Raw genomic sequence first — 13,514 nt, 5'->3', positions numbered from 1 at the left:
CTGGCAAAGCTGGCTGGTGTAGTCCGACCACTAGGCCTTGCGGACGTTGGAGGCCTGGAGCTTGCCGTTCTGGCCGGTGGTGATGTCGAACTCGACGATCTGGCCCTCGTCCAGGGTCTTGAAGCCGTCCATCTGGATCTCGCTGTAGTGGACGAAGAGGTCGTCGCCGTCCTCGCGAGAGATGAAGCCGTAGCCCTTGTCGGGGTTGAACCACTTAACAGTACCGTGAGCCATGACGTGCCCTTCTTTCCGTCGCGCCGGCTGGACGCGACTTAATGATGCGCGGAGATTCTTAACCACGCTCGAACAACGCTGCCCGAAGACAGCAAGGGCAAGTGTAGCCCATTGCGGAGGCCTTCAATCCCTGAATCCTGAACGGCTTTAGGTTGCTTTCACACTGATGGATACGCACCATATAAAGCCGCAGGTACACCCTGCCGTGGTTCCGGAATCATGCGCTTTGTGGGACCTTCAGAGCCGTGAAGTCCGCCCTAGCGGGCACCGGCCTCGCTGCGTGCCCGCTGGACCTCGCGGTCCAGCTCCCGGAACGGCTCCGGCACCCCGCTGCGGTCGATGCCAAAGGCCAGGGCGACGGCGCGGGCCTGCGCTCTCCGCAACTTGGCGACGGCGCGCACCTCGGCCCGCTGCTCCTCGCTCATCGACCCGTTCAGCTGGAGCAGGTAGGCGTCGGCCAGGCCGTCCAAGGCGTAGGCGAGGTAGTCCCCAACCACGTCGCCGGTGCCGCTCAGCTGCACCATGGTCAGGAAGGACTCCGGCGTCAGCGCAAGGACGGTGGCCGCGTCCAGCTCGAGCAGCTCGCCCACCGCCTCCTCGGTCGCACGGATGCCCTCCTCGGAGCGCACCACGAGCGCGTCCTTGAGCGTGACGTTCACCTGCTTGTTGAACGACTCGATGATCTTGCTCAGATAGTCCTTTTGAATCATGGCGCAGCCTCCCGCGCGGTCGTCAGTGGTTCAGTCGCCCACAAAGGGGATACCCAGATGCTCGAACGCGGCCAGCGTCGCCTTGCGCCCTTGCGGCGTCCGCACGATCAGGCCCTGCTGGAGCAGGAAGGGCTCGTATACATCCTCCAGAGTGGACGCGTCCTCGCCCACGGCGCTCGACAAGGTCGAAAGGCCCACCGGGCGCCCGCGGAACGTGCGGCAGAGGGCGCCGAGCACCTTCTGGTCCATCCAATCGAGGCCCAGCTCGTCGATCTCGAAGAACGACAGGGCCTCCGCCGCCACCTGCCACGTGACGTCGCCCTCGGCCTTGACCTGGGCGTAGTCGCGCACGCGCTTGAGCAGGCGGTTCGCCAGGCGCGGCGTGCCGCGGCTGCGGCTCGCGATCTCCATCGCGCCGCCCTCGTCGATGGCCACGCCGAGGATCCCGGCGCTCCTGAGCACGATCTGGGCCAGCTCCTCCACGCGGTAGAAGTCGAGCCGGTACGAGATGCCGAAGCGGTCGCGCAGCGGCCCCGTCAAAAGACCGGTGCGCGTCGTGGCGCCCACGAGCGTGAACCGGGGCACGTCCAGCCGAATGGAGCGCGCGGCGGGGCCCTTGCCGATCACGATGTCCAAGAAGAAGTCCTCCATCGCCGGGTAGAGCACTTCCTCGATGTTGTGGTTGAGCCGGTGAATCTCGTCGATGAAGAGGACGTCGCCCTCCTCGAGGTTCGTGAGCACCGCCGCGAGGTCGCCGGCGCGCTCGATGGCCGGGCCCGAGGTGGCGTGCATCGACGTGCCCATCTCGTTGGCCACGATGGCGGCGAGCGTGGTCTTCCCGAGACCCGGGGGGCCCGAGAACAGCACATGATCCAAGGGCTCGTGCCGGCTCTTCGCGGCATCGATGAGCACGCGCAGGTTCTCGCGCACGCGTGCCTGCCCGCAATAGTCCGCGAGCGTCTGCGGACGCAGGTTGCGCTCCTGGTCCAGGTCGTCCGCCGTGAGCTCGGGCGTGACCGCACGGGCCGTGGGCGCCACCGGGTCCGGCCGTGTGTCGCCGAAAAGGTCGCGGTTGTCGTCGGCCTCCCACCTCATGACCTGCCTCCCAAGCGCTTGAGCGCCTGGCCGAGCGCCTGCTCAACGGACAGCGACTCGTCGAGCCCCTCGCATGCGAGCTCGGCCTCCTGAGGCGAGAACCCCATCGAGAGTAGGCCGTCCACCACGTCGGCCAGCACCGACGGCGCGGGGCCGGCAGGCGCAGGGCCGTCCAGGTCGAGCGTCGCGCTGGCGGCGAGGCTCTTGAGCCCCGGGTCCTTGGAGAAGATGCCCTCCAGCTCCACCAGGAGCCGGGACGCCGACTTCTTGCCCACGCCCGGCACGGACGTGAGCCGCTGCAGGTCGCCGGTCGCCACCACCTCGGCCAGCTGGCGCGGGCGGAAGCTCGAGAGCACCGAGAGGGCCATCTTGGGGCCGACCCCGCTCACTTGGACGAGACGGTCGAAGAGCGTGCGCTCCTCACGGGTGGAGAACCCGTAGAGCGCGGGGCCGGCGTCCGTCACCCGCATCCGCACGAGCAGCGTCACGCCCGGGGTGCCCCGCGCGGGCAGGTCGGCCAACGTCGCGTGGGAGACCCCCAGCTCGTAGCCGACGCCGCTCACATCGAGCACCACAGAGGCGCCGGCGGTCTCCACCAGCGTGCCGGTCAATTGGACGATCATGCCGTCCTCCCTCGGGTCGAGGCCGCGCTCCCCACCATCGCCTGGGTGCGCGTCAGGTTCGCATGGCACACGGCCGCCGCGAGTGCGTCCGCGCAGTGGTCGGGCCTCGGGTCGTGGTCGAGCGCCAACAGGCGCCGCACCATATAGGTGACCTGGTGCTTGTCGGCCGCTCCCGTGCCCACCACCGCCTGCTTGATCTGCATCGGCGTGTACTCGCCCACGGCCGCCCCAGCGTGCGCGCAGGCCACGAGGGCCGCGCCCCGGGCATGGGCGGTGGCGATGGCCGACTTCGTGTTCTGGCCGAAGAAGATCTTCTCCACGGCGACGTCCGTGGGCCGGTACCGCTCGATGGCCTCGGCCAGGCCGTCATAGATGGCCCGAAGCCGGAGGTCGAGCGGCTCGTCCGCCCCGGTGGAGATGTTGCCGTAGGCTCGGGCGCGGCAGAGGGACCCCCGCGTCTCCACGACGCCCCAGCCCGTGTTCGCCAGGCCCGGGTCGATGCCGAGAATGACCATGCCCCTCCGTTCGCGTCACAAAGAACACACGTTCGTCAACGAGAACAGGATAGCAGACGCGCCGGGAGAAAACCCCCTCAGTTCTTGCTGAACAGGCCCGAGCCCCAGACGTCGTCGCCTTCTGCAGAGAAGCCGCCAGCAGAGGCAAAGTCCCGAAGGAACCCTGGAATGTCTGTCTGGCCCCCCACGGCAGGCTCGATCGCACCGGGGGCCGTGCCCGTGACCTGCGCGAAGCGCTCCATGAGCTCGTCGAGGCCATAGAGCGCCGCCGGCTCGGAGCTGTCGGACGCGACGACGTCCTCCCGCACGTGGTCGTGCCACGCGCAACAGATGGGCAGGCGGTTCTCGAGCAGCGAGCGGTCCGAGACCACCGGCCCCACCGGGCAGCTGCGCCGCACGAGTTCCGAGGCATCGTAGCGGCCGACGATGAACTGGGCGAGCATCTCGTCGCAGCCGTCGCGGACGAGCTCCGAGAGCGTCTCACCCCGCTCCACGTGCCGCAAGAGAATGGAATCGAGGTCCGAGAGAATCAGGGCGTCCGAGCGCAACCTGGTCTCCAGCCGCAGGTTGCGGGGAACCTCGACGCGGGACAGCACCGTGCGCGGCACCACGGGGCTCTTGAGGTTGCGGTTGGAGACGAGCGCCAACAGGTCGGTCCGGTACACGTCCGAGAAGGGCGCGAAGTCGCAGGAGGCATAGGCGTCGAAGTCCTGGCCCACCGCGAGCGCGGTCTTGTCGACCCCGGACAGGCTCAGGTAGCCCTTCGCGCGGAACAGCGCGTTGGCGCGGATCCGCGCCAACGAGAGGGCAGCAGCCTGATAGGTCAGGCCGAGCGCGTTCGCCGCCGCGTCGAGCTCCTCGCCCGCGATCTCGGTCACCTGGATACGGAGGTTCTGGGCGAGCCGCTTGGCATCGGCCGCCTCCTTGGCGCCGAGCACCGGCGCGACGACGCCGTGCACCCGCGTTGGCCCGAGCGCGTCCACGGCGAGCGCCGCGGCCGCAGAGCTCATGAGGTCGCCGGTCATGAGGACGCCGACGCCACCCATGCCCTGCTTGACCGCGAAGTCATGGGTCGCCAGCGTGAGCGCGCTCCACAGGAACTGGGTGCGGTTGTACACCGGAGGCGCCAGTGGCGAGCGCAGCGGCCCCTCCGAGAGGGGATCCACGTCCACCACCCGGGCGACCTCCTCGAAGGCCGGCAGCACGCAGGCGAGCTCTCCCCACGGCGCCAGCACGAACGAGGAGCCCGAGAACACGATCTGGTCCTGGGCGCCCACGCCGTTCACGGCCACGAGCCACGCGTTGGCCTCGGCCGCCTCCTTGAGGTAGAAGCCGTCACCGACGCCGTGGGCCATCGCGCTGGCCTCGTCGTCGGTGTTGTAGCCGTCAAAGGGCAGGTAGATCACGACGTCGGCGTTCTGCGAGCCCGAGGCGTAGGCATCGAGCATGGTGAGGTCGAAGGCGATGCCAAAGTCCACGTCGCCGAGCGAGAACTGAATGGGGGCATCCCCCACAGGGGCCGTCCCGAGGCTTCCCAGCGACGCCAGGATCGACGCCATGCGCAGCGGCACGACCGACCCCTCGCTCAGGTAGGCGACCTCGAACACCGGCTCGCCGGCCAACTCGAACGTGAAGGGCAGGAGCGTCGGGACCGTGCACTCGTTGGCCAACTGCTCGAGCATTGTGGCGATGTCCGCTTGGAAGCCCGGCTCGGTGAGGAGCGCCTGGGGATCGTAGCCCGTGACGACCGTGGACGGGTACACGGCAAGCTCGGCCCCCTGTCGCGCGAAGGCGCGGTCGTGGGCCAGCACGCGCTCCCGCGTGCCGTCGAAGTGACCCATCGTCGAGTTCATCTGCACGAGCGCGATCTTCAAACGAGGACTCCTCTCTTGGGGTCTCTTGGGCACCGGGCCCACGCTTTCGCCTTCAGGATAGGTGGGTCGACCGCAGGACGCCCGAGAAAGGCCCAATGCCCCGACGAACGACAAAAACCCAGCTCAGTCGATACGTCCCGGGATATGGCAAGCGCCCCCGACCCGCGTGGGGCCAAGGGCGCCTCGAGTCGACCGGGAGCGTGCGCTACTCGGCGAAGCAGAAGTCCGTCTTCCAGAGACCGTGCAGGTCGCAGTAGGCGTACGCGGTGCCGCAGGTGATGTCGCGGCTCGAGAACACGACGTTGGGGGCCATGCCCGGACGCAGGTAGCGGATCTGCACGTCGCCGTTGTCGGCCACGACCGCGACCCACTTGATAGAGTGCTCGTCGAGCATCGGGTGGTCGATCTCGCCCACGTGGACCTCGATGCGCTCCCCGTCGTTGGTGACGACCGGCACGTGCTTCTCGCCGGCGGCGTCGGTGGAGTTGGCCTCCAGAAGAACCATCGGCTCGCCGCAGCAGACGGGGTTCACGCCGCCGTCCTGGACGGTGTAGAAAAGGTTGCCACAGTGGGTGCAGTACCAGAACTTGACGTCAGCCATCGGAGACGTCCCTTCTCTCATGGGGCGCGGGATGCGCCCGCTCTTTCAGACACGTTTGATGCTACCCCGGAGGACTCCCCAGCAAACCATGGAGCCCCGCCCATCGCGAGCCCTGCACGTATTGACAAGAAACGTGGGACGGACGCGTCCGGCACGTCCGTCCCACTCAGGTCACGCGCGTCGTAGCCGACGGCTACGCCTTCTCGACCTTCTTGACCGACTTCTTGACGTCCTCGAGCACCTTCCCGAAGCGCCAAGTCGTCTCGGTGCCGTCCACGTCGCTGATCTGCACCTTCTTCTTCTGCACCTCGGTCTGGAACATGAAGTAGAACATGCCGATGATGGCCCAGATGGTGCCGACGATCAGCGGCAGCTGGCCGAGCGAGCAGAAGATGACGCCGGTGAAGACCGCGCCGAGCAGCGGCATCACCAGATAGCGGCCGACCTTCTTGTGCTCCTTCTGCTTGAACCAGCAGTACCAGAGCACGCACAGGTTGAGCACGCAGTAGGTGGAGAGGGCGCCGTAGTTGGAGAACTTCGCGGCGGTGTCCATGCCCACCGGGATGAGCGCGAAGATCAGCACGAGCGTGAGGCCGCACTCGAAGAGGATGGCGAACATCGGCTGGGTGGCGCGCTTGCCCTTGCCCATCGTGCCGAAGCGCTCGGGCAGCTGGCCGGCCTTGCCCATCGCGTACATGATGTGGCTCACAGAGGTCACGCCGGCGATACCGGTGAAGAGGCCGAGGGCGAGGGCGTTGGCGAGCACGCAGAGGACGCCGAGCCAGGTGCCGCCCACTTCCTGGGCCACGATGTAGAAGCCGTTGTTGATGTTGGTGGCGTTCTGGTCGAACAGCGATCCGGTGGGGTCGACGCAGGTGGCGATGTAGCACATGCCGAAGAACATGCAGATGAGCGCCACGACGATGATCAGCATGGCCTTCGAGGGGCCGGTCTTGCCGTTCTTGGCCTGCTGGGTGAGGGTGGCGACGGAGCCAAAGCCCACATAGGACAGGGCGGCCAGCGAGACGGCGCTCATCATGTCGCTCATGTTGAACTTGGACGGGTTGAAGACGGCGGTGAGGCTGAAGCCGCTGGAGGGGTGCGAGAAGCAGTAGACGATGCCGCAGACCAAGAAGATCGCGAGGACCACGAGCTCGCAGACCAGCGCGATACGGTCGATGCGCATCATGGCCTTGGTGGAGTGTGTGCACACCGCAGTGGTGAACGCCAGGAACACCAGGCACCAGACCCAGACCGGCACCTGCGGCAGGTACTGCTGCAACGCCGTGCCGGCCATGATGTACATGATGGCCGGGGTGATGGCGTACTGGAGGAGCATCAGCCAGCCGGTCACAAAGCCGATGGCGGGGTTCATCGTCTTGGACGCGTAGGTGAAGATGGACCCGGAGCTCGGGAACAGGTCGATCATCACGCCGAACGAGAACACCGTGAAGATCATCGCGACGCCGGCGATCACGTAGGCCAGGGCCGGCATGCCGTTGGACGTCTGGAAGATGGAGCCATAGATCGCGAACGGCGCGATGGGCACCATGAAGATCATGCCGTAGATGACCATGTCCCACACGGTCAGCGTGCGCTGATAGCCGGCGCCCCCGTTTCCGGAGGTCGGCTGGGTCGTGGCGGGCGCCTTCGGGTTGGTCGCGCCCTTATCGGCCGCAGAGGTGGCGGCATGCGCCGTGGCCTGGGCGGCATCGGCGGCAAGGGCCTCCGCCGTCGCGTCCACGGGCTTGGTCGCAGCGCCCCCCGACGGGGTGGTGGCTTTGGTTGGATCGCTCGCGCTCATTGCCGTGGTCTCCCTCTTCTCGCCCTCGCGCGACCCACGGTCGCGACGAGGCATGTGTGTCATGGGGTGTTCGAGGTCTCGATTCCCCTAAAGCCGGTTCGCTTTCATTCAGGGCGAAACGCCGCAGAAGCTCCCCCTGTTATCGATGCACGTGAAAATGAGGGAGCCCTCGCGGGACGCAGGTGTCGGACGCCTCTGTCCCGCTTCGCCCCGCCGCTACGAGAAGGGGCGCCCTCCCCAAGGGAAGAGCGCCCCTCCATGGTGCCGATGCGAGCTACTCGGTGGACGCGTCGCCCTTCGTGTCGGGCTTGGCGGTCTTGACGGCGTCAGCCGTTGCCTGGGCGGCCGCAGCCTCGGCGGTCTTGGCGGCACGTTCGGCGTCGGCCAGCTGGCTGTCGGCAGAGATCTGGTCCTTGTAGGCCTGCTCCTCCACCTTCAACGCTTGCTCGTCAGCGGCCACGCGGGCCTCGGCGGACTGCACCGCTTCCAGCTTGGCCTGGACGGCCTTGGCGTCGGCGGCCGGATCGCTCGGGATCTTCTCGGCGGCCACCTCCGCCGCCGGCGCGGGCGGAACGTTGGGCGCGGCAGCCACGGGCTGGGTCTGCACGTAGGGCCTGCCGCCACGGGTCCCGGCAGTGGCCGCAGTGTCCATGCCGGCGGCCTTGGAGATCACGGTCGGCTGGCTCATCGGGATGGCGACGGCCGTGTTCATGACGCCGTTGGTCTTGACCGGATGGTTCAGGGCCGCAGGGTCGTCCCCGGCCTCAATGGCAGGGCTGCTGGGATGGTGGATGCCCGGAGTGTGCTCAGGAGGCAGCGGGATCTGCTCGTCGGGGTTCCAGAGCTTCTTGATGGGCATGCCCATGGGGTTCTGGCCGGCGCACATGACCTCGGAAGGAACGTTGGAGAGAACCTTCGCCGGCTTCTCCAGGCCCTCGATCTGCCAGGTGAAGGGCGCGAACTGGTTGGTGGGGTCCACCCAGCCGGTGTCGGTGGCGCCCTTGTAGGGGTGCTTCTTGGAGACGCGGTACATCACGAAGCAGATGGCGATGACAGCGATGATCAGCGCAAGGATCACGGCCACATAGGTGACGGGGCTGCCCACCTCTTCCTTGACCTGCGCCGGCGGAATGATGGCCAACGTGATGCCGAAGATGCAGGAGGCCAGACCCAGGATCGAGACGAGCCAGGCGCCGAAGTTGCCGCCGGGCACCTTGAAGAGGCGCGGACGGTTGGGCTGGTCGTGGCGCAGCTTGAGGAACGAGACGAACATCAGCACGTAGTAGAGCATGTACAGCACGGTGATGGACTGGGTGATCAGGATCACGAAGCCCTCGATGTTCGGGATCAGGAAGACCAGGAAGCCGATGGCGGTCATGAAGCCCATCTGCGCGTACATGAGGCGGCTCGGCATGCCGTGCTTGTTATTGGACTGGAGGGCCTTGGGCAGGAAGCCGGAACGGGCGGCCTGGCCCAGCATGAACGACGGGCCGGCCATGTTGGTGACGAGCGAGGCCATGGAAGTGGCGAGACCGGCCCAGACGAAGGCCACATAGATCCACGGGCAGCTGAAGGTGGCGCCCAGGATCTTGTAAGTCTGGAACAGGCCGTAGACCAGGTTCATGTCCTGCTTCGGAGTGACGATGGCGATGCACACAGTGCCGGCGATGAAGATGATCAGCGTCAGGATCATCGCGATGAAAATGGACGCCGGGAACTCCTTCTGGGGGTTCTTCAGCTGCTTGATGTGGGCGGCGTTCATGTCGATGCCCGCGAAGCTGAAGAACACGCCGGCGGCCAGGGACATGGTGGTCAGGCTGAAGCCGCCAGCGAGGGGGTTGAAGGCCTCGGGCGTGGGGGTGACGTTGGACACGTTGCCCTGGGCCAGCCACACCACCGTGAAGATGACGATGAAGGCCAGCGGGATGAACGTGCCGATGATCACGCCGTACTTGGTGAGCTTGGCGAACACTTTGACGCCCTTGGTGGACATCCAAGTGAGCAGCCAATAGTAGGCCAGCCAGGCGCACATGATCAGCAGCTGGAACTTGGGATGGTTCATGAACTGGACGGCCCAGTCCCAATCGGGCGTGTAGAAGCCGATGGTGGTCGCGGCGCTCGCCACGCCGGAGCCGAAGTTGATCGAGGTCTGGAACCAGAGGATCAGCAGGCAGGCAAAGGCGAACCCGGGGCCCAGGGCCTCGCCGACCCAGCGGAAGATGCCGCCGCGCTGGCCCCAGCCGGAGGCCAGCTCTGCCGCCACCAAGCCGGTGGGCAGGAAGAAGACCAAGGCGCCGATGATGAACAGCGTGACCGAGGAAAGACCGTAAAAGGCCTGTTGAACGTCATTGGCCACCGAACCGATGATGGTGACGTTCATCATGACGAGGGCCATCAGCGAGATGTACTGGGCCCCGCCCTTTTGGGCTTTGGCCGGCCGCGCGGCTGCCGTCGCGCCGCCGGAGCCGTCGTGGTGGTGATGGAAACTCATGGCACTTCCTTTGTACGCAGATGTCGTGATGGGCCGGCCAGGGCCCGCCGGCGAGTCCTGAGTCCATCCATTGGCACTGGGGTTGTACCCCCAATTGCGCATCCGTTTTTTAAGCGGACGTACAAATACCAGTCGATATGAAGGGACACCCGCACATGCGGGATTTTCGGGGGTCTGCCCTGCGGTTTCGTCACAGAATGAACAAGCTCGCCAAAGAAGAAACCCCTCGCGTGCGCGAGGGGTTTCGTTGCGCTTCCTGCTGGCGTCCGACAAGCGGGCACAGAGCTAGTCGAAATAGGTCCACGGCTGCGTCGGGCGCGACTTCAGGTAGCCCTCCTGCCACTTCCACAGCGGGTGCTCGCGGAAGAACTCGTCCACGTCGAACTCCACGCCGTCGGCACGGCCGTAGCGGCCCCACAGGTGCATCGAGCGAATGTCGTCGTAGCCGGCGCACTTGCCGTCGCAGCTGCCCGCCGGATAGAACGGGATGTTCCACACGGCGTTGGGGTCGTCCGCGTAGTACTGCGGGTCCTGGTCGTAATGCGAGCAGATGCAGCGGCTCGACGGGTTGTTGTAGCCGAGGTACACGTCGTAGGTGTCGGCGAGCATCTTCTTGACCACGTCCACGTCGATGCGGCCCTCGTACTGGTCGATGAGCTCCATCCAGCGCTGGCGACGGGCGCCCGTTTGCTGGCGCGGGTCGTTGAAGCCGTTGTCCTTGCACTCGAGGTTGCGGATGCGCGGGTCGAAGACCGCGTTGCAGCCAAAGAAGCACCCGCCGGTCTTCTTCTCGAGCGCCTGGAACTTGAGGCCCTGCTCGTAGCGGGCGATCTCACCGGTGTTGGTGTCGGCGATGAGCCACGCGTTCGCATAGCCGCCGTTATTGCCCTTGTCGATGATCTCCACGAAAGAGTCGATGTCGGTGGCGTACTGGGCCGCCTGGCGCACGCGCACGTACTCGGGGACCCCGTTGTCGTCGTAGCCGGAGAAGCCGGCGAGCGTTGTCTCCGTGATCGCCAGGCCGGCGGACGTGACGTAGTAGTCGGTCATGGAGTCCAGGTAGCACGGCACCGTCTGCATCACGATGCGGTTGCCCTTCTCGGGCGTGATGTCGAGGCACACGTTGAAGTACTGGCCGCTCCAGAAGTCGTCGAAGGACTCGTGCCCGAGCACCGGCTTGCCGTCCTTGGTCGCCGACCCGGTGGCCGCGATGGCCGAGCAATGCGACGCCTTCGGAACCATGATGTTCTCCGGCATCGCGCCCACCACCTTCGGGGCGTTGAGCGGCCACCAGTAGCCAGTGATCTCGTAGTAGGCGTTCCAGCCGATCAGGTCGTCCACCGTCTGCGGCACGCCTGCGGCCGTGAGGCCGTCGGCCATGCCCTGCAGCTCCTCCATGAGGTCCTCGGGGATCTTGTCCTTGTGCAGCTTGACGGCCTGCTCGACGAACCATTGGTACGTCATGCCGTAGACCTGGTAGGTCATGTAGTCGTACACGCGCATCGCGTCCGCGTACTCGTCGGCCGTCAGGTAGCCCTCTTGGAAGCCGCACTCGTAGGGGCTCCCCTGCACCTTGACGTGCAGCCACCCGTTGATGTCCCTGCGCGACCCCTTTGCGACGATGGCCTGTTGTTCCTGCGTCAGCTCAGCCATGTGGGCTCCCTTCCCGTTGGAGGGCAGCGAGGGCCCTCGGTGTTCCAGGGTCTATATCGCCCACGGCACAGAGCCGCAAACCGTCCGCACCAAACCAGCGAATGGGACGCCGGTGCCGGGCACATCCGTCCCGCATGGGACGCCGGTGCCGGACGCGTCCGTCCCGCGTCAGACGGCGAGCATCACCACGGCAGCCAGGGCGCAGCAGGCGACCACAACAACGATGACCTGCTCGCGCCGCGGCAGGGGCCCCCTATGACCAGCCTGAGCGCGGCCGACGAAGAAGAGCGGCAACCCGAGCGCGAACACCACCGACGCCGTCAGCAGGTTCTGCAGCCCCGAGCTGTACACGAGCCAAAGTCCGAACAACGAACCGACAATGCCCACAAGGCGGGCACGCTCGCGGGACGCCCGCGGGCCGGCCCAGTGGCCCGTCACGGCAGACTTGAGCAGAAACAGGCTGCAAAAGAAGTAAGCGGGGATGGCCATCGTGCTCGTGATGGAGACAAGGATTCCCCAGGCGGAGCTCCCGAGCGCGAACGCCAGCACCAGAAACAGCTGCGTCCCAATCGCGCTCCAGAGAAGGGACGTCTCCGGTGCCCCGAACCGGTTGCGACTCTTGAAGAACGTCGGGAAGATGCCGGCCTCAGTCGCACTGGTGGGCATCTGACCCTGCAGGCACATCCACACGAGCCAGGAGCTCAGGATGGACACCACAATGCCGACGCTGATCAGGACGCGCCCCCACGGCCCCACGAGCGACTGTAAGATCGCCGCAGTGGACGGAGAGGAGAGATCCGCCAGCTCGCTCTGGGACATGAGGCCAAAGGGAAGCACGCTCACGAGCACATAGAACGCGAGCGCGATCGCGAACCCCACCACCGTCGCTCGCGCCACGAGCTTCTGGCTCCTCGCCTCCCCGGACACGACCACCGCGCCCTCGATCCCGATGAACACCCAGAGGGTGACCATCATGACGCTCGAAACCTGAGGCAGCAGGTTGTCGAACGTGCCCGCCGCACGGGACCCGTCCACGGCGGAACCGTAGAAGTCTCCCTGCATCACTGCCGGCGAAAAGCACGCCAGCACCACCACGATGAACACCGCCACCGGCACGAACTTCGCTACGGTGCCGACCACATTGATGATCGCCGCTTGCTCCACCCCACGCCGTGCGATGGCGAACACGCCCCAGACCAGGCAAGACGCCCCAACGAGCGCCGGCAACGTGTTGCCCGCCCCCAATGCCGGGAAGACCGCGGACAGCGTGGCCATGACCAAGATCCCGTACGATGCCATGGCACAACAGGACGTCATCCAATACCCGAACGCGACGAGAAAGCCGACAAGCTTCCCGAAGCCGGTCTCCGCATACGAGAAGATGCCGTTGGTGAGGTCCGGTCGAATGACCGCAAGCTCACGGAAGGTGTCCACCACGAACCACATACCGACGCCCGTCACCAGCCACGCGACGAGTAGCGCGCCGGCTGATGCATGGGTGGCCACCGATGCGGGCAGCGTGTAGATGCCACCACCCACCATGGCAGACACAACAATGCCGACAAGACCGACGAGACCGACCTTGGTGGTCGGCGACGAATCCCGAGATGGAGTCTGAGCCATGCTGCGCGCCTCACAAGCTTGCAAAGAATAGGGCGACTCGCCAGCAGGAGCCACGACATGGCATCGCTTCATGCCGGCGGTGAGGCGCCGCCCGAACCCAAACAGAGAGGACGGCAGCGCACACGTCGTCAAACACGAAGAGGCCCCGCCGACGAATCGGCGGGGCCTCTTCGAAGCGTCCCTCGCGGGCCGGCGGCGCCCTGCTCTCCCACAGCCTGACGCTGCAGTACCATCGGCGCTCGGGGCCTTAACTTCCGGGTTCGGCATGGGACCGGGTGTGCCACCCCCGCC

The 13,514-nt window shown here is 66.3% G+C and carries 11 protein-coding genes and 1 rRNA gene; all 12 read right to left on the bottom strand.

Annotated features, from left to right (window positions below):
* Positions 1 to 30: 30 nt before the first annotated feature.
* Positions 31 to 234 (bottom strand): cold-shock protein, encoded by a 204-nt coding sequence (locus tag QJ043_RS00060; RefSeq protein WP_283712129.1) that lies wholly within the window; start codon positions 232 to 234, stop codon positions 31 to 33.
* Positions 235 to 491: 257 nt separating this feature from the next.
* Positions 492 to 944: a hypothetical protein gene (locus tag QJ043_RS00055; RefSeq protein WP_283712128.1), complete on the bottom strand. Its 453-nt coding sequence runs from the start codon at positions 942 to 944 to the stop codon at positions 492 to 494.
* A 30-nt stretch (positions 945 to 974) separates the two neighbouring features.
* Positions 975 to 2,039 carry a Holliday junction branch migration DNA helicase RuvB gene (gene ruvB / locus QJ043_RS00050; protein ID WP_283712127.1) on the bottom strand — a complete coding sequence of 355 codons (1,065 nt, stop codon included), beginning with the start codon at positions 2,037 to 2,039 and terminating at the stop codon, positions 975 to 977.
* Positions 2,036 to 2,662: a Holliday junction branch migration protein RuvA gene (gene ruvA, locus QJ043_RS00045; protein ID WP_283712126.1), complete on the bottom strand. Its 627-nt coding sequence runs from the start codon at positions 2,660 to 2,662 to the stop codon at positions 2,036 to 2,038. The genes ruvB and ruvA overlap by 4 nt, the downstream gene beginning before the upstream one ends.
* Entirely contained in the window at positions 2,659 to 3,177 is a 519-nt protein-coding gene (ruvC, locus tag QJ043_RS00040; protein ID WP_283712125.1) for a crossover junction endodeoxyribonuclease RuvC, read from the bottom strand. Before ruvC ends, ruvA begins: the two co-directional genes overlap by 4 nt.
* Before the next feature lie 77 nt (positions 3,178 to 3,254).
* Complete coding sequence (locus QJ043_RS00035) at positions 3,255 to 5,051, bottom strand: nitrilase-related carbon-nitrogen hydrolase (protein WP_283712124.1); 1,797 nt, start codon at positions 5,049 to 5,051, stop codon at positions 3,255 to 3,257.
* Positions 5,052 to 5,256: 205 nt separating this feature from the next.
* Entirely contained in the window at positions 5,257 to 5,652 is a 396-nt protein-coding gene (locus QJ043_RS00030; protein WP_283712123.1) for a desulfoferrodoxin family protein, read from the bottom strand.
* A gap of 193 nt (positions 5,653 to 5,845) precedes the next feature.
* Positions 5,846 to 7,510: an APC family permease gene (locus QJ043_RS00025; protein WP_283722684.1), complete on the bottom strand. Its 1,665-nt coding sequence runs from the start codon at positions 7,508 to 7,510 to the stop codon at positions 5,846 to 5,848.
* A gap of 220 nt (positions 7,511 to 7,730) precedes the next feature.
* Positions 7,731 to 9,947 (bottom strand): APC family permease, encoded by a 2,217-nt coding sequence (locus QJ043_RS00020; RefSeq protein WP_283712121.1) that lies wholly within the window; start codon positions 9,945 to 9,947, stop codon positions 7,731 to 7,733.
* A gap of 285 nt (positions 9,948 to 10,232) precedes the next feature.
* Complete coding sequence (locus QJ043_RS00015; protein WP_283712120.1) at positions 10,233 to 11,600, bottom strand: C45 family autoproteolytic acyltransferase/hydrolase; 1,368 nt, start codon at positions 11,598 to 11,600, stop codon at positions 10,233 to 10,235.
* A gap of 168 nt (positions 11,601 to 11,768) precedes the next feature.
* A complete protein-coding gene (locus QJ043_RS00010) occupies positions 11,769 to 13,223 on the bottom strand; it encodes a basic amino acid/polyamine antiporter (protein WP_283712119.1) in 1,455 nt (484 codons plus the stop codon).
* Between the two features lie 187 nt (positions 13,224 to 13,410).
* A 5S ribosomal RNA gene (gene rrf / locus QJ043_RS00005) occupies positions 13,411 to 13,514 on the bottom strand; the annotation flags it as partial.

The organism is Kribbibacterium absianum (genome assembly GCF_030067705.1).
GTDB lineage: Bacteria > Actinomycetota > Coriobacteriia > Coriobacteriales > Atopobiaceae > Kribbibacterium > Kribbibacterium absianum.
The sequence above is the reverse complement of the archived record's forward strand: the minus strand, read 5'-3'. Positions and strand labels throughout refer to the sequence as shown.